The 23,184-nt window shown below is 60.4% G+C and carries 19 protein-coding genes; 13 read left to right on the top strand and 6 right to left on the bottom strand.

What is annotated here, in order from left to right:
- Positions 1–235 precede the first annotated feature (235 nt).
- Positions 236–1,153, top strand: coding sequence for a hypothetical protein (locus HDF12_RS12830; RefSeq protein WP_179583965.1), 918 nt, complete (start codon positions 236–238; stop codon positions 1,151–1,153).
- Positions 1,154–1,303: 150 nt separating this feature from the next.
- Positions 1,304–1,615, top strand: a complete 312-nt coding sequence (locus HDF12_RS12835) for a helix-turn-helix transcriptional regulator (RefSeq protein WP_179583967.1) — start codon at positions 1,304–1,306, stop codon at positions 1,613–1,615.
- Between the two features lie 146 nt (positions 1,616–1,761).
- Here HDF12_RS12835 and HDF12_RS12840 read toward each other — a convergent pair whose 3' ends face one another.
- The 4 genes from HDF12_RS12840 to HDF12_RS12855 all read right to left on the bottom strand — a co-directional run bounded on the left by HDF12_RS12840 (position 1,762) and on the right by HDF12_RS12855 (position 8,496).
- A complete protein-coding gene (locus HDF12_RS12840; protein ID WP_179583969.1) occupies positions 1,762–4,257 on the bottom strand; it encodes a serine/threonine-protein kinase in 2,496 nt (831 codons plus the stop codon).
- 72 nt (positions 4,258–4,329) lie between these two features.
- Positions 4,330–5,553, bottom strand: coding sequence for an MFS transporter (locus tag HDF12_RS12845; protein ID WP_179583971.1), 1,224 nt, complete (start codon positions 5,551–5,553; stop codon positions 4,330–4,332).
- Positions 5,554–5,682: 129 nt separating this feature from the next.
- On the bottom strand, positions 5,683–5,937 hold the full coding sequence (locus HDF12_RS12850; protein ID WP_179583973.1) for a hypothetical protein: 255 nt from the start codon (positions 5,935–5,937) through the stop codon (positions 5,683–5,685).
- Positions 5,938–6,660: 723 nt separating this feature from the next.
- Positions 6,661–8,496, bottom strand: a complete 1,836-nt coding sequence (locus HDF12_RS12855) for a sodium:solute symporter family protein (protein ID WP_179583975.1) — start codon at positions 8,494–8,496, stop codon at positions 6,661–6,663.
- A 340-nt stretch (positions 8,497–8,836) separates the two neighbouring features.
- Between HDF12_RS12855 and HDF12_RS12860 the strand changes: the two genes are divergently transcribed.
- From HDF12_RS12860 to HDF12_RS12895, 8 genes are all read left to right on the top strand, one after another.
- The gene (locus HDF12_RS12860) at positions 8,837–9,232 is read left to right on the top strand and encodes a response regulator (RefSeq protein ID WP_179583977.1); all 396 of its coding nucleotides are present in this window, start codon (positions 8,837–8,839) and stop codon (positions 9,230–9,232) included.
- A gap of 68 nt (positions 9,233–9,300) precedes the next feature.
- Complete coding sequence (locus HDF12_RS12865; protein ID WP_257025650.1) at positions 9,301–11,370, top strand: heme lyase CcmF/NrfE family subunit; 2,070 nt, start codon at positions 9,301–9,303, stop codon at positions 11,368–11,370.
- The gene (locus tag HDF12_RS12870) at positions 11,363–11,932 is read left to right on the top strand and encodes a cytochrome c-type biogenesis protein CcmH (RefSeq protein WP_179583979.1); all 570 of its coding nucleotides are present in this window, start codon (positions 11,363–11,365) and stop codon (positions 11,930–11,932) included. Before HDF12_RS12865 ends, HDF12_RS12870 begins: the two co-directional genes overlap by 8 nt.
- A 1-nt stretch (position 11,933) precedes the next feature.
- Positions 11,934–12,227, top strand: a complete 294-nt coding sequence (locus HDF12_RS12875) for a hypothetical protein (RefSeq protein ID WP_179583981.1) — start codon at positions 11,934–11,936, stop codon at positions 12,225–12,227.
- A gap of 367 nt (positions 12,228–12,594) precedes the next feature.
- The gene (locus tag HDF12_RS12880; protein WP_257025651.1) at positions 12,595–13,938 is read left to right on the top strand and encodes a peptidase associated/transthyretin-like domain-containing protein; all 1,344 of its coding nucleotides are present in this window, start codon (positions 12,595–12,597) and stop codon (positions 13,936–13,938) included.
- Between the two features lie 10 nt (positions 13,939–13,948).
- Positions 13,949–14,797 carry a zinc metalloprotease HtpX gene (locus HDF12_RS12885; protein WP_179583983.1) on the top strand — a complete coding sequence of 283 codons (849 nt, stop codon included), beginning with the start codon at positions 13,949–13,951 and terminating at the stop codon, positions 14,795–14,797.
- A gap of 1 nt (position 14,798) precedes the next feature.
- Positions 14,799–15,284, top strand: coding sequence for a DUF4149 domain-containing protein (locus HDF12_RS12890; protein WP_179583984.1), 486 nt, complete (start codon positions 14,799–14,801; stop codon positions 15,282–15,284).
- 120 nt (positions 15,285–15,404) lie between these two features.
- The gene (locus HDF12_RS12895; protein WP_179583985.1) at positions 15,405–16,133 is read left to right on the top strand and encodes a ZIP family metal transporter; all 729 of its coding nucleotides are present in this window, start codon (positions 15,405–15,407) and stop codon (positions 16,131–16,133) included.
- 19 nt (positions 16,134–16,152) lie between these two features.
- On the opposite strand, the gene HDF12_RS12900 is transcribed toward HDF12_RS12895, so the two are convergent.
- Together HDF12_RS12900 and HDF12_RS12905 are read right to left on the bottom strand one after the other, a co-directional pair.
- Positions 16,153–18,639, bottom strand: coding sequence for an Ig-like domain repeat protein (locus HDF12_RS12900; RefSeq protein WP_179583986.1), 2,487 nt, complete (start codon positions 18,637–18,639; stop codon positions 16,153–16,155).
- Between the two features lie 194 nt (positions 18,640–18,833).
- A complete protein-coding gene (locus tag HDF12_RS12905; protein ID WP_179583987.1) occupies positions 18,834–20,951 on the bottom strand; it encodes a hypothetical protein in 2,118 nt (705 codons plus the stop codon).
- A gap of 734 nt (positions 20,952–21,685) precedes the next feature.
- Here HDF12_RS12905 and HDF12_RS22355 point away from each other — a divergent pair.
- From HDF12_RS22355 to yihA, 3 genes are all read left to right on the top strand, one after another.
- On the top strand, positions 21,686–21,964 hold the full coding sequence (locus tag HDF12_RS22355) for a hypothetical protein (protein ID WP_246373423.1): 279 nt from the start codon (positions 21,686–21,688) through the stop codon (positions 21,962–21,964).
- Positions 21,948–22,430: a hypothetical protein gene (locus tag HDF12_RS22360; RefSeq protein WP_246373422.1), complete on the top strand. Its 483-nt coding sequence runs from the start codon at positions 21,948–21,950 to the stop codon at positions 22,428–22,430. The genes HDF12_RS22355 and HDF12_RS22360 overlap by 17 nt, the downstream gene beginning before the upstream one ends.
- A gap of 114 nt (positions 22,431–22,544) precedes the next feature.
- A complete protein-coding gene (yihA, locus tag HDF12_RS12915; RefSeq protein ID WP_179583988.1) occupies positions 22,545–23,156 on the top strand; it encodes a ribosome biogenesis GTP-binding protein YihA/YsxC in 612 nt (203 codons plus the stop codon).
- Positions 23,157–23,184: the final 28 nt, after the last annotated feature.

A 23,184-nucleotide genomic window follows, 5' to 3' on the forward strand; every position in this document is an offset into this window, starting at 1 on the left:
TGCGGGGGTCCCTCCACTGCGGCGACAAGTGCGTCGCCTTCGGTCGGGATGACGCGATTTTGTGTCTGTGAAAAAAGGCGTTGAAGGGCTTATTAGCAGGGTCGGTTCCGGGGTAAGGAATTTGTTCCATTGGGGCGAGGAGAGTTTTATCCTTTGGAGTGATAAGAGTACTGGAAGAATTCAGTGCTCTGAGTGGGCCAAGAGGTTTCACCGAAATTTTCACCGAGGTATCGCCATGAAGATGCACATCACTACCGCCGCTCTCGTTCTTGCTGCTGCTCCCGCGTTTTCTCAGAGTGCGATGACGGGAGTCTCTCATCCCGACTCCGCTGTGATCACGAGCACAGAGGAGACGACTCCGCAGACGCCGATTGCGAAGCCGAGTGCAGATGTGCCGGAGGTTGCTCCTTCGTCGCCGGCGGTGGAGTATGGGCCGTATGTTCCTTACAAGGGCGCGACGGTTGGCGGTTCGAGTGCTGTGGTGAATGAGACTGCGGCGGACGATCCTGATGCGATGATCGTGACGAGTGTGCCGGAGCGTGAAGGCACGTTGCGCGAAGGGACTTTGCTGAAAGTACGGATTGGCGAGACGCTGGCTACGGACAAGACGGTCGCGGGGACGAGATTTTCTGCGACAGTCACGGAGGCAATCGAGAGGAATGGGCGAGTGATCATTCCCGTTGGTTCGATTCTTGAGGGGCGAGTGACGGAGGTTCGCGGCGGACGGCGGATTTCAGGTGCGGCGCTGATGCACCTGGAGACCAATGACGTTACGCTGCCGGATGGAACGCACTATATTGTTCATGCTCAGTTGATCGATACGGGCAAGGGCGAGTTCAATGTGAACAACGAAGGTACGTTGAAGCGGAAGGACCATCCGAAGGAGACACTGGCGATCGTGGGCGGCGTGACTGGCGCGGGTGCGGTGACGGGAGCGATGATCGGCGGCGGCGTGGGCGCTGTGGTGGGTGCGGGTATCGGCGCAGGGGTCAGCACGGTGATGTGGTTGAAGCAGGATCGTCAGGCTACGCTGCCGAAGGATGAGCTGCTGGTGTTTAGCTTGACTACGCCGATGGTTTTGACTCCGCTGAGTGGGTCGCCGCTTAGCAGCTTGAATACGAGTGCGGTGGGTGGGGTGGGAGCTACGCAGTAGTTCGCAGTAGGCCGCTTCGTAGCGATAGTACCGGCGCGTGTGCAAGGGTGTCAGATGCCGCCGAATCCCGGGATTTTGTGCCGTTCTGCGACACGGAGATGTTCTTCAGTAGGCCTGCCGATCTTACGTTTGTGTAAGAAAGGATCTCCCATGGCTGTTTCTATCTCCGGCTCGTTGTCATCTCAATCGACCGTTGCTCCTCCCTCCCCCGCTGAATCGACTCCGACTGAGGTCGTTCATAAACCCGTTTCGGCAACCGGCGACACGGTGAAACTATCGCAGGCTGCACAGGTTCACCAGCTGAAGCAACAGGGGCAGGCGCTCTCTCAAATTGCTTCCAACCTCGGGATCTCGGTAGCGACGGTCGATGGCTATCTGGGTGTGACCGTACCCAAAGCCGCTTCGGTTGCCACTGCGGCTCCAAGTGCAAAGGCGGCCGCTCCGGTACCGACAAAAGAGTAGTAGGTTTTTTTTTGCAGAGACCCGCTTCGAGCATCTTTCCGTCTGCGGCGGAAAGATGCAGATGCAACGGCGTGCTGCGCGCACGGCGCGATCTGCCATCGAGGCTGACGCGCCTTCGGGGCCTTATTGCCTGTGATCCGCGCTTGCTAGTTGCGGACCTGGGCCAGGAGGCGCTTCCAGTTTTTCTGGTTGCGGCGGTAGGACTTTTTGAGGTCTTCGAGGATGCGTTCGAAGTCGGCGTGGCCCTTTAGCTTGCGCCAGGCTGGGTTGATGCTGAACCAGGGATAGTTTTCGTTGCCTAAGTAGATCGCTCGTCGGAGCCAATGGAGGGCCTCGGACTCGTCGCCTTCTAGTGCGAAGTAGGTGGCGAGACGGTAGGCCATCTCGCTGTCGGCTTCGGCGGCGGAGAGGGTTTCGTCGACGATGAAGGTAGCGGCTTTTTCGCGTTCGCCGAGCTGGACGTAGCAGAGGGCGATGGTGGGGAAGACGATGCGGAGAGAGGACTCGTCGCGGATGACGTTCTCGAGGGTCTCGATGGCTTTGGGGAGATCACCGGTGCGCATCTGCTGGTAGCCGAGGGAGATTCTGAGGAGCGGCTGGCGGGGTTCGAGGGTGAGGCCCTTTTCGATCTCGTCGGCGGCTAGCTCCATCTGGTTTTGATATTGGTAGACGCGGGCGCGGTGGTTGTAGACCATGGCGGCGTTTGAAGGGTTCATGCGGAGTGAGGCGTTGAACTGCTCGAGGGCCTCGTCGTACATGCCGTCGATGCGGAGGGTCTGGCCGGCGACGAGGCGGACGTTCCAGTCGTTGCCTGCAGTCTGGAGGAGGTTTTCGATGCCGTGGCGGGCAGACTCTTTTTCGCCGCGGGAGAGGAGCATGTAGACGCGGTAGAGGTTGGCTTCGACGGAGCCAGGGTCGAGCTGGAGGGCTTTGTCGAACGCGCGGCGGGCTTCGAGGACGTGCATCTGGCCGCCGAGGCCGTGGCGGGCGTATTGAAGATGCGTGATGCCGAGGCCTGACCAGCCGGGGGCGTATTTTTCGTCTTGCTTGACGACATCGGTGAAGAGCTCGCAGGCGCGGTTGAGATCGTCGCGGCTGCCGGTGCGCGTCATGAAGGAGGAAAGGACGGCGCGGGCCTGGAGGTACTGCTCGGAGAGAGCCTGGTTGAGAGAGGGTGCGGAGAGTGAGGCAACGCGGCTGGTTTCGTGTGGGGCGAGATCGCCGAAGCCCTGGAGGGTGCTGAAGACTTCGTTGCAGATCTCGGATTGGACGGAGACGAGATCGAAGGAGGCTACGTTGATGGAGCCGCCGGCGCGGACGCTTTGGTTGGGGACGTCGAGAAGCTGCCAGTTGAGGTCGAAACCTTTGTCGGAGCGGAGGAAGTTGCCGGCGAGGACGAAGTTGACGAGGAGTTTTTTGCCGATGCTCAGAGGGTCTAGCTGTTGGGTGGGGATGTTCATGAAGGAGCTCGACGGGCGAACGACAAGGGTGGACATGCGGGTGAGACGGGTGGCGATTGCGTCGGCGAGGGCATAGCCGTAGAGGGGGGCGACGTCGGCGGCGCCGAAGTTGACGAAGGGGAGGACGACGATGCTGTTTTGATTGCTGGTGGAGGAGGTGCCGGACTCGCGGAAGCGCTCGGCGAGCATGGAGAGGATGCCGGTGGTGCGCTTTTCTTCTTCGGGTGTGTCGAGTGGGAGACGGGTTTGATGGGAGGGGCGGATGTTGTCGCCGGGGAGGAGGACGGAGTCGAGCTGCATGGCGCGCATGATGGTTTTGAGTGCGTCGCGGACCTCGGCTGCGGAGCCGAAGCGGGCGGATGGTTGTTTTTCGAGGCAGCGCAGGATGACGGACTCGAGTTCGATGGGGAGGTCGGGGGCGATGTCGCGGATGGAGGGTGGATCGGCGAACTGGATGGCGCGGATGGACTGGAATTCTGCGGCGTCGGGACGGTGGAAGGGGTGGCGGCCGGTGGCGAGCTCGTAGAGGATGAGGCCGAGGGCGAAGATGTCGGACTGGACGCTGGACTGGCCGGTGACGAACTGCTCGGGCGCCATGTAGGCGATGGTGCCGCCGCGGGCGGTATAGGTTGCTCCGGCCATGGGAGTGCGTTTGTTGACGGGGCCGCCGGGGTCGAACTCGGTCTGGTCGGGGCGGAGGCGGCGGGCGAGGCCGAAGTCGAGGATCTTGATGAGACCGCCGTCGGTGAGCATGACGTTGGCGGGCTTGAGGTCGCGATGGAAGATGCCGAGGTTGTGGGCGGCGGAGAGGCCGTCGGAGATTTGGATGCCGGCGGAGAGGACGAGCTGGAGGCTGGCGGGGCCTTCGGCGATGAGCTTGTCGAGGGACTTGCCGGGGATATACTGCATGACGATGTAGGCTTCTTCGCCGTCTCCGCCTTCGGCGGGGGCTTCGCCGACGTCGTAGATGGCGCAGACGTTGGGGTGGTCGATGGCGGAGGCGAGACGGGCTTCGCGAAGCTGGGTGGCGCGCATCTGTTCGATGGTGAGGTTGCCGCGTTTGAGGAGTTTGAGGACGACGGGGCGCTGGAGGAGGGTGTCCGTGGCGAGGAAGACGACACCGCTGCCGCCTGTGCCGATCTTGCGGACGAACTCGTACTGCTTGATCTCGCGGCGCTTCATGGATTGATTATCGCAAGGGGCGAGGTGTGGATGGTTGAGGGAGGGTTATTTGTTGGGGAGGTGTGCCCTCTCTCAATGCTTTCTGGCTGGCTCCAGATTGGGGAGGAGCCAGGTGAGGAGGCCGATGGCGGGCAGGTAGGCGCAGAGCTGATAGACGTGGATGATGCTGGTGGCGTCGGCTACTTTGCCGAGGACGGCGGCGCCGATGCCTCCCATGCCGAAGGCGAAGCCGAAGAAGAGGCCGGAGATCATGCCGACACGGCCGGGGACGAGTTCCTGCGCGTAGACGAGGATGGCGGAGAAGGCGGAGGCGAGGACGAAGCCGATGATGACGCTGAGGATTGCGGTCCAGAGCAGATTGGCGTGGGGCAGGATGAGGGTGAAGGGCAGGACGCCGAGGATGCTGACCCAGATGACGTACTTGCGGCCATAGCGATCTCCTACGGGTCCGCCGATGAGGGTTCCGGCGGCGACCGCGGCGAGGAAGAGGAAGAGCAGCTCCTGCGAGGTGCGGACGGAGACCTGGAAGCGGTTGATGAGGTAGAAGGTGTAGTAGCTGGTGAGGCTGGCGAGGTAGAAATACTTGGAAAAGATGAGTGCGATGAGGACCGCGATGGCTCCGATGACTTTGCCGCGGGAGAGATGGGTGTGATGAGTGGCTTCGGGGCGCTGGTTGGCGGCGGCGTGGGTGTGAGTGGTGCGATACCAGCGGCCAACCCAGATGAGGATGCAGATGGCGAGGAGGGCGGGGATGGCGAACCAGGCCATGCCGATCTGTCCGCGAGGCAGGACGATGAAGGCTGCGAGGAGTGGGCCGATGGCGGAGCCGGCGTTTCCGCCGACCTGGAAGAAGGACTGCGCGAAGCCGTGGCGTCCGCCGGATGCCATGCGGGCGATGCGGGAGGACTCGGGGTGGAAGATGGCGGAGCCGATGCCGACAAAGGAGGCCGCAAAGATGAGCCATCCGAAGGTGGGTGCCACGGCGAGGAGGAGCAGGCCGGCGAGGGTGAAGGTCATGCCGATGGGCAGAGCGAAGGGGCGGGGAGTGCGGTCTCCCAGATGGCCGATGATGGGCTGAAGGAGGGAGGCGGTGATCTGGAAGGTGAGGGTGAGGATGCCGATCTGGGTGAAGTTGAGATGGAAGGAGCTCTTGAGGATGGGGTAGATGGAGGGCAGCAGGGACTGCACCATGTCGTTGAGGAGATGGCAGAAGCTGGCGGCGGTGAGGACGCGCAGCAGGGTCTGCGAGGAGGAGGGTGCGGAGAGTGGGGTGGCTATGGTGGAGGTCTGACCCATGGATTCAAGGGTAGCGTGTCCGGGCAGGCATACGGGTATAGATTTTTTCTATGAAGCCGGATAGTGGGTTGAGAATTATCTCGCGGCGACGAAGTCAGCCTCGGTGATGTCCTATTCGATGTGCATGGATCAGTGGCGGGGACCGGCGGGTTTTTCCCAGGGGCGGGGGTTGACTGGGTCGTCCTGCCACTTTTGGCGGCGGCCTACGAGGTACATGATGAGGCCGAAGAGGAACATGAGCAGGCCCCAGGTGAGGTTGAGGTTGATGCCCATGGACTTTTCGTAGATGTCGGCGCTGTGGCGGGTGATGAGGCCGTAGACGCTCATGAGGCCTCCGATGAGGAGGAAGATGAGGCCGAGGGGGATGCGGATGTCTAGTCCCAAGATGTGTCCTTTTTGTTGATGGTTTCATTATGCATCGAGGAGGGCGCGGCTCTGGCGTAAATCCCACAAAGGTGGTGCTCCGTTACAACCGGCGGTGTGGGACTATTCTTTGCGCCTCCCCGGAGCAAAAACATGATGCCGAAATGTCCTGAATGTGTGAGTCAAGGTGAAGTGAGACGGTCTCATCGTCATCCACTCGATAAAATCCTCAGCCTGATCTTTCTGTTTCCGTTCCGATGCGATCGTTGCGATTGTCGCTTCTTTCGTTTTCAGAAGCCTTCGTATCAGCACGCGGTACAGAGGTAGATCAGCATCCTGAACCGCAAGGAGCCGTCACCGTCTCCCATCTCCCGAGTGGTTGATGGTGAGGACTCCTGCGGTTGAAGCATCAAGTCCAGCGAGCGACTTGCGGTGCGCGCCTATCTTACACGTATCCTTCGAGGCATCGTTCGCCGTTCGACTTCGCTCAGGGTCAGGATGACGACTGTTCGTGAGTACGATGCCTGAGCGATCGCGGTTGTCTGGTCCCATGTTGCTCCTTTGAGGTGTGGATGGTTGGGAAGTGCAAACGCAGATCCCCTGCGGGGATGACAACAAGAAAAGCAAGCTAAGACAAAATCCTCCGCGGCTTAGGGCCGGAAATGAGGCGAGAGACAGCAGAAAAAACACCAGCAGATCCCTACGGGATGACAAACAAAAGAACAAGCAACAGCAGATGCCGGGTTAGGCGAAGACGAGGTTGAGGACGATGAGCATGGCGAGGACGACGATGCCGAGGGTGGCGGGCTTCTGGTACCAGCTGAGGTGGGTGTCGATGGGCTTGGGGGTGAGGGAGTAGACCAGGCCTACCAGTTCGGACTCGGGGCGTGGGGCGGTGGCGAGTGAGACTGCGCTGGTGACGAGCAGGTTGACGGTGAAGGCGAAGATGGCGGTCCAGAAGTTCTGGGCCATGTCGCTGGGGTAATGGTGGAGGATGGCGATCCAGCCGCCGTGGATGCCGGGGGCCGCGTCTGCGGGGAGGGTGAGGCCGTGGTGGACGAGGGCGGCGCCGGTGCCGGCAAGCAAACCTGTAAATGCGCCGTGGCCTGTGGTCCGCTTCCAGAACATGCCGAGGAGGAAGGTGGCGAAGAGGGGCGCGTTGACGATGGAGAAGACGAGCTGGAGCGCGTCCATGATGTTGTTGAAGTTGGTGACGAGGTAGGCCGCGCCGACGGAGAGGGCGACGCCTCCTATGGTGGCCATGCGACCCATCCAGAGGTAGTGGGCGTCGGTTCCCTTTTTGTTGATGTAGGCCTGGTAGATGTCGTAGGTCCAGACGGTATTGAAGGCGGTGACGTTGCCGGCCATGCCGGACATAAAGCTGGCGAGGAGGGCGGTGAGGCCGAGCCCGAGGATTCCGGTTGGGAAGAAGTGGAGGAGCATGACGGGGATGGCGAGGTCGTAGTTATAGACGGGGTTGCCGTGGTTGTCGAGGACGGGCTGGCCGCTGACGGGGTCGGTCTTTTGGGGGATGATGCCGTGGGGATGGGCTTCGTCGAGGGGGATATTTGTGGATCCCACACTTGGCGACGGGGCTGCCAAGGATGGGGCACCCAAGCGTTGGATGGATGCCGGAGTTCCAGCTCCAGCCATGTGGCTGGTTACCGTGACGGCGATGAGGCCGGGGAGTATGACCAGGAAAGGGAAGAACATCTTGGGGATGGCGGCGATGAGGGGGACGCGGCGGGCGGAGACCTCGGAGTCGGCGGCCATGGCGCGCTGGATGACGAGGAAGTCGGTGCACCAGTAGCCAAACGAGAGAACGAAGCCGAGGCCCATGGCGAGACCGACCCACTCGACGCCGAGGGTGTTGGTGGAGGCGTGGGCCATGCCGCGCCAGGAGTGGGTCATGGTGGCAGGAAGGGTGTGCTTGATTCCCTGCCAGCCGCCTACGTTGCGGAGGCCGATCCAGACCAGAGGGGCGAAGCCGGCGACGATGAGGAAGAACTGGAGAACTTCGTTGTAGATGGCGCTGGTGAGTCCGCCAAGAAAGATATAGCCCAGCACGATAATTGCCGATAGGAAGACTGAGACGTGAAAGACGTAGGCGTCGGGGATGACGCCGTGGAGGAGGCCGAGGGTCTGGATCAAAAGCGCCATGGCGTACATGGAGATGCCGGAGGAGAGCACGGTCATGATGGCGAAGGAGAAGGCGTTGACGGCGCGGGTCTTCTCGTCGAAGCGCATGCGGAGGTACTCGGGGACGGAGCGGGCTTTTGAACCGTAGTAGAAGGGCATCATGAAGATGCCGACGAAGACCATGGCTGGGATGGCACCGATCCAGTAGAAGTGGCTGGTGATGATGCCGTACTTGGCGCCTGAGGCGCCCATGCCGATGACCTCCTGGGCGCCGAGGTTGGCGGAGATGAAGGCGAGGCCGCAGACCCAGGCGGGGATGGAGCGGCCGGCGAGGAAGAAGTCGTTCGAGGTGCGCATGTATCGCTTGAGGGCGAAGCCGATGCCCAGAACGAAGACGAAGTAGACCAGCATGATGAGCCAGTCGATGATAGAGAGATTCACGGTAACCCTTGAGGTGCGGCTGGCGTTCGGTGCAGTTTTCGGTTCGGTAGTTCTATGGTACTGGGGCCAACTGTAAATTGTTTTGGTGTTGTCTTCCAAATTTTGTAGGATGTTGAGGGTTTTGGGACATTAAGTCGTAGTGCAGGGCCAAAATGTCGCACGGTTCGCTATTTTTTTCCTAAAGATGGAGATCAAGTACCAACGTTTGACCGAGATAGTGCATCCCACGGCTTGTGGAATTGGTCTGATCACTCTCGCAGCACCGCTAACACAGATTTCTGGAAGAGGTTCTGAATTGGATTTATTGGTGAATTCTCCTTTGGAACAAGCGATCTCTCGAATGCCGGCCACCCTTCTTCTTATTGACGACAATGCTGTACAGGCCGCAACTCGACAGACGATTTTGAAACGGGCCGGGTACTTTGTGATTGCGGCGCTGAGCCCTTCACGGGCACTGGAGCAGATTCAGGGTGGCGAGTTCCCTGCAGAGATACGGTTGGTGATTACCGACCACGTAATGCCGGGAATGAACGGGGCGGATTTTGTGCGGGCTCTGCGCCAGACGAACCCCTCGGTGCCGGTGCTGGTGATCAGCGGGCTGGAAGAGGCGGAGGAGCAGTATGAGGGTTTGAACGTGACCTTTCGGATGAAGCCGCTGCTGCCGGATCATCTGTTGGCGACAGTTCATGGCCTGGTCCGGGATGGGAAGCGCGACTCCGACCTGCTGCCGCAATAGCTCTGTCCGGTAAACGATGCTTTATTGCTGATACGCTCTGCGCTTGAGAGAATAAGGCAGAGGAATCCATGCGACTACATCCTATGCCGGAGTTTGGTAGTTTTACGCTTTTGCTGGCTCTGGCACTGAGCGCCTACACGCTGGTGATGGGTGGGGTTGCTTTGTGGCGGACGCGGGGGATGGCGGCTGGCGTCGATGGCGGTGCGGGGCGGTTGGGTGAGACGGCGCGACGGGCGGGGATTTCGAGTTTTGTGGCTTTGAGTTGTGCGGCGTTTGCGCTGGTGTGGGCTTCGTTTACTAACGACTATTCGGTCTCGTACATTCTGCACCATACGAATCGCGATTTGAATACGGCTTATAAGTTTTCTGCGCTGTGGTCGGGGCAGGAGGGCTCGCTACTGCTGTGGGCGTGGCTACTGTCGGCTTATGGGTTTGTGTTGCGGATACGGCACAAGGTGGATGTGCGGCTGTCGGCGTTTGCTTCGACGATTCTGGCTGGGATTCAGGTCTTCTTTTTGTTGCTGCTGAACTTTGCGGCGCCGCCGTTTGCGATTCAGCCGGGGCCGATTGCGACCGATGGGTTTGGGTTGAATCCGTTGCTGCAGTATCCGGAGATGGTGATTCATCCTCCGATGCTGTACCTCGGGTATGTGGGGTTCTCGGTGCCGTTTGCGTTTGCGCTGGGTGCGCTGATGATGCGGTATCCGGGGGAGAAGTGGATTCACATTACGCGGCGCTGGACGATGGTGACGTGGTTGTTTTTGACGTGCGGGATCTTTCTGGGCGCACACTGGGCCTATAGCGTGCTGGGGTGGGGTGGGTATTGGGGCTGGGATCCGGTGGAGAACGCGAGCCTGATGCCGTGGCTGACGGGGACGGCGTTTCTGCACTCGGTGATGATGCAGGAGAAGCGCGGGATGATGAAGAGCTGGAATGTGTGGCTGATCTTCTCGACGTTCATGCTGACGATTCTGGGGACGCTGCTGACGCGGTCAGGGATTGTGAGCTCGGTGCATGCGTTTGCGCAGAGCTCGATCGGTGATTGGTTTTATGGGTTCATCCTGATTGTGTTTGCGGTTTGTTTGTTTACGTTCTTCAAGCAGCGGGATCACTTGAAGAGCGAGAATCGGCTGGAGTCGCTGGTGAGCCGCGAGTCGAGTTTCCTGTTCAACAATCTGATTCTGTTGGCGGCTTGTTTTACGGTGCTGTGGGGGACGCTGTTTCCGGTGCTGAGCGAGTATGTGCAGGGCACGAAGGTCACGATGGGTGCTCCGTTTTATAACCGGGTGAATCTGCCGATTGGATTGTTTCTTCTATTCTTGACGGGGATTGGGCCGCTGCTGGCGTGGCGTTCTACTTCGCTGCGGTCGATTCGGCGGAATTTTATTTTGCCTTCGATCGCGATGGGTGTGGCGTTGGTGGTTTTGCTTGGCGTGGGCGTGAGGCCGTGGCAGGCCGGCGATGATTGGCAGGCTACGCTGTTTTCGCTGGTGACGTTTACGCTGGCGGCTGGTGTGATTACGGCGATTGGGGCGGAGTTTCTGCGCGGGGCGAACGTGGTGGCGACGCAGACGGGAAAGAACCTGATGGCTTCTACGGTGCTGCTGGTGCGGCGGAATACGCGGCGGTATGGCGGGTATGTTGTTCACTTCGGCATCGTGGTGATGTTTATCGGAATTGCTGGTGGGGCGTTCAACCAGTCGCATGAGCAGGAGATGGGCTTTGGCGATACGTTGAAGCTGGGGCCGTATCGGCTGGTGTGCAAGAGCTATACGCAGGACAGCAACCGCAACTACGACACGGAGTATGCGTTGATGGATGTCTTCCGCGGGAGTAAGAAGATTACGCAGCTTGCTCCGGAGAAGCGGTTCTACATTGCGAGTCAGACTTCGTCGACGATGGTGGCGCTGCACTCTACGCTGGCCAGCGATCTGTATGTGATCTATGAGGGGAAGAATCCTGATACCGATCGTCCGATCATCAAGGTGTTTTTGAACCCGCTGATGAACTGGATATGGATTGGGGTTTTGATTGTGGTGGGGGGGACGTTTTTGGCGCTGGTGCCTAACCTTGCTCGGACTGCCGCGCGGGTTGCGGCAGAGACGCCGGTTATTGAGGCTGAGGTTCATCATGTTTGAGGGATTGAGGCAAAGGCTGTCCTGCCGGACGGGCCCACTGCGCGTGGGGCGGCCACTTCGTGACTTGTTTACCCCTTTGGGTGCGGCTCCCGTTGGTCGCTTTCGACGCTTTGCTGGTGCTGGGCTGGTTTGTTTGCTGGCGGTGGTGATGCTGGGGGCTACGCCTGATTCGCGGTTCCAGAAGATGGGGCACGAGATGATCTGCACTTGCGGATGCGGGCAGGTGCTGCTGGAGTGCAATCACGTGGGTTGCCCGGTTTCTCCGGTGATGATTAGCGAGTTGCATTCGGGGATCGATGGTGGGGGGACCGATACCTCGATCTTCAACTGGTTCGAGACGAAGTATGGGGCGACAGTGCTGGCGGCTCCGATTCGCGGGGGATTTGATAACGTCGCCTGGATTGCGCCGATGGCGGTGTTTCTGCTTGCGACGATTGGGACGGGATTTCTGGTGAAGATGTGGTCGGCGCGGTCGGCGCAGCGTCGGGCTGTGAGTGCGGCGGGGACTGTGATGGGTGGCGATGCTGTGCGCGAGCGGATTCGGCGCGAGACGGAGTACTGAGATGGGCATGATCGCAGGTGTGGTGCTGACGTTGGCACTGTTTGGGTTTATCTTCTGGCCGGAGCGGAATCCTTTTGTGCAGGCGGACAAGACGCGGGTGGACTATCTGCGGGAGCGGAAGGATGTTATTTACGAGAACCTGCGGGATCTGAACTTCGAGTATCTGGCTGGAAAGTATCCGGAGCAGGACTATGCGGAGCAGCGGGCGGGGCTTGAGGATGAGGCGGCGCGGGTGATTGCGGAGATGGATGCGCTGGAGGCTCGTGGGGATTTTGGGCGGCGGAGTCGGGCTTAGGCTGGTTGGTGGCGGCTTCGATGGTTTGGGGCACGGGATTCGTGCGGTGTGGGTGGAAAAGGTTCGAGCGGTGTGAGTGGGCGGAGTTTGTCGGGACCCTTCGCTGCGCTCAGGATGACGGCAAAACCAGGAACGGTGGTGGCAAGGGTGGCGGGTACGGCCTGACGGGCGCGATTCGTGTGGTGTGGTGATTTGGGTGGGTGGGTTCGGGCGGTATGGGTAGGTGGAGTTTGTCGGGATCCTTCGCTGCGCTCAGGATGACGGCAAGGACTAACGACGGCGATTGCGGCGGCGGCTACGGTTCCAATGGTGGCAGCTACGGTTGCAACTGCGTAGGAATGGGGTTGGTTTGACGTAAACTTGAAGGGTGAGATTTTTTTCTTCTTCCCTTCGACGTGTTGTTGTGGCTGCTGCTGTGGTGGCGGCGTTTTCGAGCTTTGCAGTTGCCGATTCGATCACCGGCACGGTTACAAATAAGACAACCAACAAGCCTGCGGCTGGTGATGACGTGGTGTTGATTCGTCTGCAGCAGGGGATGCAGGAGGCGACGCGGACCAAGACGGACGCGAAGGGCCGCTTCACGCTGGATGTGCCGGCGAACGAGGGTCAGGCGATTCACCTGGTGCGGGTGACGCATGACAAGGCGAATTATTTTCGGCCGGCGCCTCCAGGGACGCAGTCGGTTGAGGTGGATGTTTATAACGCTGCGGCGAAGGTGAAGGGTGTGAGCAGCGAGGCGGACGTGATGCGGCTGCAGACGGATGAGAGCGGAAAGTCGCTGCATGTGGTGGAGAATTTTTTTGTGAAGAATGAGTCGAGTCCTCCGTTGACGCAGTTCAGCGACAGACCGTTTGAGTTTTATCTGCCGGAGGGTGCGGTGGTGGAGGGTTCGGCGGCGCTGTCGCCGGGCGGGATGCCGGTGCAGGCTTCGCCGGTGCCGCTGGGGGAGCCGAATCACTATGCGTTTATCTTTCCAATTCGGCCGGGGGAGACGCGGTTTCAGATTACGTACAAGCTGCCGTATAGCGGGAGCCTGAAGTTTTCGCCGCGGGTGATGATGCCGACGGACACGATTGCGGTGATGATGCCGAAGAGCATGACGTTCAAGCCGGGGCCTTCTACACCGTATACGCCGGTGACCGAAGAGACGACGGCGCAGACTTATGTGGCGCGAAGTGTGGCTCCTTCGCAGACGCTGGATTTTACTGTGTCGGGTACCGGGCAGATGCCGCGAGATACGAGCGCCGCTGCGACGGCTGGAGAGGGTGGCGCGGAGGCGGGTGCTACAGCGCAGCCTGGTGCGGGCGGTGCGACAAGTGCGGCGGCCAGCGATACGAGGCCGGGTGGTGGGCTGGGGACGCCGCTTGATCCTGAAGGGACGAACGATCCGTGGGCGAAGTACAAGTGGTGGATTCTGGGTGGGCTTGGGCTGGTGCTGGCGGTGGGTGCGGGGGTGATGTTGAAGAACGGGCCGGCGGCTGCGGCGAGTCCGGTCGGCGCGGGGCCAGCGGCTCCTGGTTCCCTGCTGGCAGCGATGAAGGAAGAGCTGTTTGCGCTTGAGACTGACAGGCTGCAGGGCAGATTGACTGAGAGCGAGTATGTTGAGCAGAAAGCTGCGCTTGAGGTGGTGTTGCGACGGGCACTGGCTCGCGGCGGCCCGGGAGGCGATCGGAGTTTAGATACGTCTAATGTGGCGGGACCCGTGGTTTGAGGTGCTGGCGATGAACACGTTCAAGTCGACGTTGCTGCTGGTGTTGCTGACGGTGTTTTTGATTTTGATTGGGGATCGCGTTGGCGGGCGGAATGGGATGGTGCTTGCGTTCGTCCTGTCGGTTGCCTTCAACTTTGGGACGTATTTCTTCTCGGACAAGATAGCGTTGAAGATGTACAACGCGCAGTCGGTGACGCGGGAGCAGTTGCCGCGAGCGTATGCGGCGGTGGAGAGGCTGACGGCGAAGCAGGGGCTGCCAATGCCGAAGATTTATGTGCTGCCGACGGAGTCTCCAAATGCTTTTGCTACGGGGCGGAATCCGCAACATGCTTCGGTGGCGGTTACGCATGGGATCCTGCAGCTGCTCGATGACGAGGAGCTGGAAGGTGTACTGGCGCATGAGCTGGGGCATGTTAGGAACCGGGATATTCTGACCAGCTCGATTGCCGCGACGCTGGCGGGAGCGATCACGATGGTCGCGCGGATGGGATACTACGCCTCGTTGTTTGGCGGTGGTGGTGGGAGAGACAGACGCGGCGGTGGCGGGTTGCAGGCTTTGTTGATGATTATCGTTGCACCGATTGCGGCTTCGCTGATTCAGCTCTGGATCTCGCGGACGCGGGAGTTTGAGGCTGATGCTACGGGGGCGGCGACGACGGGGAATCCGTATGCTCTGGCGCGGGCGCTGCAGAAGCTGGAGGACTATTCGAAGAGGATTCCGATGCAGGCTTCGCCGTCGAATGCGCATCTGTTTATTGTTGCTCCTCTGCTGGGGAGCGGCGGGATTGGAAATCTTTTTTCTACGCATCCTCCTATGAAGGAACGGATTCAGCGGCTGATTGGAAGGGACCACATTTAGGATGCAGATTTTGCTGCGGGCTCTGCGGTTGTTTGCGATGGTGGCGTGGGTTGGTGGGCTTGGATTTTTCGCGTTTGTGGTGGCACCGGTGGCTTTTCATAGTCTGCCGAGTGCGCACGAAGCGGGAATGGTGGTGGGCGGAACGCTGCGGGTGCTGCACTGGATCGGGCTGGTGGGCGGCGCGATCTTTTATGTGGCGACGGGGCTTTTGTGGCTGCGGGCCGGGGTGACGGCGAGGATGGAGTTTGCCATCGAGATGATTCTTACCGGGCTGATGATGGCGGGAACATTTTATTCGCAGTTCAAGATACTGCCGGCGATGGAGGTGGACAGGGCGCTGGCGGGTGGGGCGGTGGAGACGGCTCCGGCGGCGAACGTGGGGCGCGTGGACTTTGAGCGGCTGCATGTGTTGTCGGAGAGGCTGGAGGGGTTCGTCTTTTTTTGCGGGTTGGGTGTGGTGTTTGTGCTGTCTCGTGAGTCGCAGTAGGAGACGGTAGAATCGTAAGAACATGGAGATCTGTGCGATTGGTTTGCTGCGGCTGGACGCGGGCGCGTTATTTATTGTGATGGGTGGCGATGCTTTGAGCGTCGGCCGGAGGCGTTAGCGGTGTCGGCGCTGTGGTTGAGCCTGACACTGGGGCTGGTGGCGGGACTGGCAGATTATCTGGGTGGATTTTTGTTGGTTCGGCAGTCGCCTTCGGCGCGGGCTTTGCGCTACTTTGTCGCGCTGGGTGCGGGTTTTATGCTGGCGGCGGCGGTGCTGGAGATGATCCCGGAGGGGCTGCGGGTGAATGCGCGGTTCGCTCCGCTGTTGATTCTGGCGGGGTACTGCGGGGTGCATCTGCTGGAACATTCGCTGGTGCCTCACTTTCATTTTGGGGAGGAGACGCACCACCACGAGTTTCTTTCGGCGAAGACGAGCTACTCGGTTCTGCTGGGATTGGCGACGCATACTTTTTTCGATGGGGTGGCGATTGGGTCGGGGTTTGTGCTGTCGCATTGGCTGGGGTGGATTCTGTTTTTCGCGGTGTTCCTGCATAAGATCCCTGAGGGTTTTACGATGGCGAGCGTGATGCTGGCCGGTGGTCGAGGGCCGGCGGCGGCGTTGAACTCGGCTCTATTTCTGGGGGCGATGACTGTGCTGGGCGTGCTTGTGATTAATCTCAAGCCTGACTGGGTGCGGGTGGGGCTGCCGCTGTCGGCCGGAGTGACGATCTACGTTGCGGCTACCGATCTGGTGCCGGAAGTGAACCGGGAGCCGGGTTTGCGGATGGCGCTGGTCTTCTTTGTTGGGGTGGTGGTGTTTTTTATTCTGCGGCTGCTGGGGCCTGGATAGTTGCGGCGAGCCAGCCGGGTCAGCTGGCGGGATCGAGAACGAGGGTTACGGTCGCGGAGTGTTGCAGAGAGCTTCCGGTTGGGGAGGTAGCTGTGCCGGTGACCGTGATGGTGTAGCTTTTGGCGGGAGTGGTCAGGAGTGGGTCGGTTTTGATGCGGTCTCCGCAGCCGGTGGCGAGCGACAGGGTGACGCTGGCGATGATGAAGAGGACGAGTTTTGTGGTGGCGGTGTATTTGCGCCTGCGAAGGGCGAGGCCGGCGATGGGACAGAGGAGAGATACTCCTGCGAGGAATGGCTGGTAGAGGCGGCGGGGTGAGGGGCCGTTCGTCGCGGAGGTCTTCGGCGTTGCGATCGTCATGGTGAAGGCGTTGGGAGTGGCGCCGGGGGGCAGGGTGGCGGGGTTGAAGGAGGCGGTGGCGAGGTTCGGCAGGCCGGTGGCGGCGAGTGTGATGGGGCTGGATAGATTGTTCTGGGTCTGAACGGCGAAGGTAAAGCTGGCGCTGGCGCCGGAGAGGATGGTTTGCGCGGTGCTGCCGGTGGCGGAGAGGGCGAAGTCGGGAGATGGGGGAGCTGTTCCTACTGTGATCAGTTGGGGTGCAGATTCGCTGGGGGTGAAGTTTGAGCTGCCGTCATAGACAGCGATAAAGGTGTGAGCGCCCTGGGCTAGGGTGGTGGTGAGGAAGACGGCGTCTCCAGAAGAGGAGAGCGGCGTGGTGAAGAGGGGGCTGTTGCCATCGAGCAGGGTGACCGAACCGAGTGGAGTGCCGGTGGTGCTGCTGGCAACGTGCACCGTGAGGGTGACCGTCGATCCGGTGGTGCCGGTGGCTACAAGGTCGCTGAGCGTGATGAGGGTGTGGGCGGGGGTGATGGTGAGGGATGCGGAGGGAGCGGCGACGGTGTAGTTCCCTGCTGCTGAGCCGGTGAGAACGGGCGTGATGGGATAGGTGCCGACGGGCGATCCGGCGGAAGCGGTGGTGAAGGTGACGGTGAGAGCTGCGGCGTCTTGAGGAAGGACTCCGGTTAGAGTGCCGCTGATGCTCGGGATCGATTGGCCGTAGGTGAGGGAGATGGGTGCGATGGTGGCGGTGAGTTGCTGCGGGGTGATGGTGAGAGCGAGCGCGGGGCTCTGTGCGGAGGGATGGGTCTGGTCACCGGAGTAGGTTGCAGTGAGAGTGTAGGCGCCGGCAGGCAATGTGGTGGTTGGGAGAGTGGCGGTGTTGGAGACTAGAGGTGCAGTGCCAAGAGTCTTCGTCGTGGTGCTGGTGGTTTCGAGGATGGTGACGCTGCCGGTGGCGGGGCTGGTGGCGAGAGAGGCTGTGAGCTGCCCGGTGCCATACGGGATGGTGGAAGGAGCCGTGAGGGTGAGCGCACCGGGGGTGGTCACACCAAGGCCAGCGATGGTGGTGAGGGTGCTGCTTGAGCCGGATTGGGTCTCGACCTGACGAATGCGCTGGTTGCCGGTGTCGGAGAGGGTGAGGTTGTTGGCGGGAGAGAACGATGGTGCAGTGGGACTATCGAGAGAGGCGGCAGTAGGGGGACCGTTGTCGCCGGCGAAGGCCTGAGTGCCGTCGCCTACGACGGTGGTGATGAGGCCGGTGACGGCGTCGATGCGACGGATCCGGTGGTTCGCGGTGTCGGCGAGATAGAGGTTGCCCGAGGCGTCGGCGGTGAGGCCGTGTGGGAGCGCGAGGGTCGCGGCAGTGGCGGGGGTGGTGTCGCCGGAGAAGCCTGGCAGGCCGGTGCCGGCGATGGTTGTGATGATGCCGGTGCTGGAGGTGATCCTGCGGATGCGATGGTTGTGAGTATCGGCGAGGTAGAGGTTGTTGGAGGCGTCCACGGCAATGCCGGTGGGCGAGTCGATGACGGCTGAGAGGGCGAGGGCGCCGTCGCCGGAGTAGCCTTGCGTGCCGGTGCCCGCGATCGTGGTGATGACGCCGGTGCTGGAGGTGATCCTGCGGATGCGGTGATTGCCGGTGTCGGCGAGGTAGAGATTGCCGGAGGTGTCGGTCGCGAGAGCGGTGGGGAGGTTGAGTTGGGAGGAGAGTGCGGGGGCGCCGTCTCCTGAGAAGCCAGAGGTGGTGCCGGCGATGGTTGTGATGATGCCGGTGGTGAGGTTGAGTTTGCGGATGCGGTGGTTGTGTGTGTCCGCTATGTAGAGGTCGTTTGCGGTGTCGAGGGCGAGGCCTTGGGGAGAGTCGAGCGTTGCGGTGGTGGCGGGGCCCGTATCGCCAGAGAAGCCTTGCGTGCCGGTGCCCGCGATGGTCGTGATGTTGCCGACCGTGTCGACCTTGCGGATGACGTGGTTTCCGGTCTCGGCGAAGTAGAGGTTGCCGACTGAATCGAAGACGATGGCGGAGGGGAGGACGAGGGGGATCGTGAGCGCTGAGACGGAGGTGGTCTGGGCTGGGAGGCTCGAAAGGGACAGGAGGGAGAGCAGGAGAACGAGTGCGATCCTGAGTGGTACGGGCTCGGCGCGAAGAGGGTGAGGGATGCTCTGCTTACCCATAAAGACTGGTCAAAGGAACTCTGCGGAGAGGATGTTGGTGGTGGTTTGGTTGCAACTAGACCTACTTTACCGGAAGAACGGAGCTTTGAACCCGGATGGGCAGAGTGCAGTGTCGTGGACGAAGGCCGGTCCTGAATGTAGAAGACCCCGGAAGAGTGCCTCCGGGGTCTTCTACTGTTTGGTTCGGCGTTAGGTTAGGGGATAGCCTGGAAGCGGCCGTTCTTCAAACCGAGCGCGTAGGGCTGGAAGACGGGGACGCCACCACCAACGATCTCGGTAATGAAGTTCGTACCATCGCCTGCGACCCAGACGTTGCCTGCCTGGTCGACCGCGAGGGCACGGCCGGAGGTCAGGAAGGTCGAGGCCTTCTGGTAGCCGGTGGAGGGTGAGAGCCCAGTTGCGGTGTTCTGGCTTCCGAGTTCGCTTACGCTACCGGTGCCGGTACCGTTTGCATTGTTGGGGATCCAGACGTTGAGACGACCATCGACTGCGATGGAGGTCGGGGTGGCGATGCCGATGGTTCCCGGAGTGTTGAAGGGGAATCCACCATTGATAGGCGCGGTGTAGCCGCTAGAAGCGGTTAGCCCGGTGATGGCACCACTGTCGATGGCCGAGACGAAGAGGTTGTTTTGAGGTCCGAGAGAGAGACCGTAGGAGTTGCCGGAGGTGGAGATGGGGCTGGTGACAAATCCATTCAGGTTTCCGACTGCAGCGCTTGGCGAGACCTCAGCGACAGAGGTTGTTCCCGTCGAGACGAAGATGTTGCCCTGTACTGTGACGCCAGCTGTCCGCTGCAAATCCGGCATGAGGCGAACCGGGTTGGTACCGACACCGTTTGAGATCTGGACCGGGGCAACGGCAGAGGCGGCCGCTGCTGCGCCGGGGATTCTGTAGAGAGAACCGACGGAGCCGGAGACTGCGGTGAAGTAGACGTTTCCGAGGCCATCCGCAGTTACACCGATGGGCGATACCGTGGTCGGGAAGGCAAGAGTGGTGCCATTGTTGTACCGGTAGAGGCTGGTGCCGGAGCCGAACCAGGTGTTACCTGCCGAATCGAGGACTGCACCGCCCAGAGAGCCGCCGCTGCCGAGGAAGACGCAGGTGGTGGGGATGCCGGCGCTCGAGATCTGGGAGAGGTTACCGGATGCAGCTTGTGAGTTGGCGATCCAAACGTTGTCAGCGGCGTCGATGTTGATGTCGATCGGCCCGCTGATGAAGCCACCCGGGGTGGAAGCGGTTCCGCAGGTGCTGGTGCTGGAGAAGCTGATAGCGATGGTCCAGTCCGTGGGCTGGGTAGCGAGCGCCGGTTGATAGGGGCCGCTGACTCCACCCGCGAGACCGAAGAGAGTGGGGATGTTGGAGGTGCCGCCACTGGTACTGGTCGGGTTGGACAAAAGATAGTAGATCGCCTGGAGGGTGGTAGTCGCAGTGGGGAGAGTGCCATGTGCGAAGTTAGAGGTGTAGGCGGAGTTCGGTGGAGTTGCAGCCCCAAAGAGCGAAGTGCAGGCTGCCGAAGAGGCGGATGCGGTGTTGATGCAGGCGGAGAGAATATTTGCGAGCAGGTTGACTTTGCCAGGCTCCGGAGTCGCGGTGACCGTGACAGCCGGATTGATGTTGCCTGTGGCGGATGCGCTCAGCGTGGTTGAAGTCACGGAGGCACCTGTGGCTAGATTGGCAAGAAGAGCGATCGTATTGGGGATGGCCGTGATGATTGCGGTCTGCTGGGTTGTACCGTCGGCGGCGATGCTCTCTGTGGTGGGATCGAAGAATCCCTGATAGGCGGCCATTGTGGCTACGGTCGTCACTTCGGTCATGTCGATGAAGGTGGATCCGGTAAGCGTATTGCAAGGACCGAAGACAGAGATAAATTCGGCTGCTGCATTGTTCTGGCTGGAGTCACCGTTGTTTTGCGTGTTTCCGCCCGTGGAGATGACGTAGACGAGGGGTGAGATTCCTACGCTCGTTGGGCAGGAGAACGTGCTGGTGGAACCGTTATCCGCGGGATTGCCGTTGGTTGTGTCTTTCGTGAAGCCGAAGGACCCGGCGGCGTCTGTCGTGGTGGTGGCGCCAAGGGTGGGAGGGAAGCCCGATTTCTGACCAGCGTAATACAGCTTGACCGTAGCCCCCACGACCGGCTGATTTCCTCCATGAATCTTCCCACCGAGAGCAGCGGGGGAGCTGGCGGGGCTAACGATGGAAGGCGCAGTCGAGGCCATATTCGAGCAGCCTGCGGTGAAGACCGCGCTCGATGCCATAAGCGCGAGCAGATTTCGCTTTGAGCCCGTCAGCCGGGCGAAAGAATTGCCAATCATGGGTGTTCCCTCCGAAAGGTGGTAGTGCGGTTTGCTGTTCAAAGTAATGGTTGTGCTGACCAGCGGGACGACGTCGAATCAAGAGTGAAACAGGCTGGGGAAAAAGATATCGTATTGCTAGTCAATGCAAGAGTTCTATGAAGCAACTGGAACTTCCTTCGATAACGGAGCCTCTTCGGGTCGGAGGGCCCCTGAGGGGGAGGACAGTTACAAGACAACTGAAACCTTTTCAACATCTCATGATGGAGCATACCCGAGGTTGGCCATTCTGTTGCTAAATAACTCGTGACACTTTTGGGTCATTCGTGTGGCGTGTGTTAAAGCGGTGACCGGGACAGCTATAGCAAAAACGAAGGACTCCCGGCAATATGCAACTCTTTGCAGTTTCGTCCGCTGGCCGTTGATTGAGGATTGTGGGGGCAGAGTCTTCGGCCTGATAAAGTTCGAGATTAGATTTGAAGGAAACTGTAGAGGGCTTGTTGTCGAATTGTCCGTGGATTTCGATCAGCGTGATTTTGATTGGTGTCGTCAGTCTCGGTCAGATCTTCAAAAAAGGATCGGTTTTACTCTCTGCAGCTCGGGTAAATTACAGACAACTTTCGTGAAAGAGAGCTAATCTATCCGAGTAGACTGCTTCGCCAATCAGATCCTTCGCGACCGGAGAAGACCATGCGTGTGAAATCGATGTATCTTGCAGCAAGCTTAGCCCTTTCGGCGACTCTACTCTTGGGCGGATGCAAAAGCTCAGCGCCCGCTCCGACGCCGGCGCCGACGCAAAGCCAGAACCCCGATGGGACGCCTGCGACTCCGACTTCGTCGAGCGCGGCAACCGCGCCGGTTACGCCTGCGGTATCGCCTACGACAGGGATGCCAGCGGTGCCACCACCTCCGCCTCCAGCCTCGGAGCCAGCCGTTGCGGCGGCTCCGCTGCCGCCACCTCCTCCGCCACCTCCCGTCCGATTGACCGCTCCGGCCGGCACTACCGTGACGGTTACAGTGACCGAACAGCTTAGTGCCAGCAAGAACAATGTTGGGGATGGATTTACCGGGGTGTTGGCGGCGCCGGTTAAGAGCTCGGGCGGAGGCACGATCTTCCCGCGTGGGGCGCATGTGGTGGGTACGGTAGTGGCTGCGAAGGGCCGCGGACGGTTCAAGGGGTCAGGTGCACTTGGCATCGCCGTGACCGAGATCGGAGGTACTACGGTGAGTACGAGCACCTATGAGAAGGAGCAAGCGGGCAAGGGTAAGCGGTCCGCGGGCTTTATCGGCGGCGGTGCCGGCGGTGGCGCTTTGATCGGTGGGCTGGCCGGGGGCGGCAAAGGCGCTCTGATCGGCGGCCTGCTGGGCGCCGGCGCTGGAACTGCCGGAGCGGCGTTTACGGGAAACAAGGACGTTGTAATTCCTTCCGAATCCACGGTGAGCTTTCACTTGACCGCTCCGGTGACGGTCACGGCTCGTTCCAGAGAACCCAGGGAATAACGTTTGAAGCTTTCTCATTCCAAAAAGCACCTGCTCTATTGATTGGAGCAGGTGCTTTTTTGTGTCCGGTTGCGATTTGGAGAGAGCGCGGCCGGATGACGGTAGACTTGAGAGATGCGGCTGAATCCTGTCTTTCTGTTATCTGCGACCGATGTCGCGCACTTCCCTTCTGAAGCGAAGACCTATGGCGCGCCGGAGGTAGCGTTCCTGGGGCGCTCGAATGTGGGCAAGTCTTCGCTCATCAATTCCCTGCTTGGTTCGCGCGAGGCGAAGGTGTCGTCGACTCCGGGGCGGACGCGGGCGATCAATTTCTTTGCGCTGCATGAGGGTTCGGGAGAGAAGATGAAGGTGCGGCCTACGTTGATTTTTGCGGACTTACCCGGGTATGGGTATGCGAAGATCTCGAAGTCGATCTCGGCGGAGTGGCCCTCGTTTATTGAGCCTTATCTTGCGGAGCGGGAGACGCTGGCGCTTTGCATCTGCCTGGTGGATACGAATATTCCGCCGCAGGAGAATGATACTCAGTTGATTACATATTTCAAGCAGACGCAGCGGCCTTATCTGGTGGTGGGGACGAAAGCGGACAAGCTATCGAATAACCAGTTGGCGAAGTCGGTGGCAGCGCTGAAAAAAGTGCATGAGGTGGAGGAGATTTTGCCGGTGAGCGCGAAGACGGATGCGGGGACGAAGGTGCTTTGGGCGAAGATGATGGAAGTAGCGGAGTAGCTGTGTTACTGAACACAAATGGACTACG

It is taken from the genome of Tunturiibacter gelidiferens, from assembly GCF_013410115.1.
GTDB classification, from domain to species: domain Bacteria; phylum Acidobacteriota; class Terriglobia; order Terriglobales; family Acidobacteriaceae; genus Edaphobacter; species Edaphobacter gelidiferens.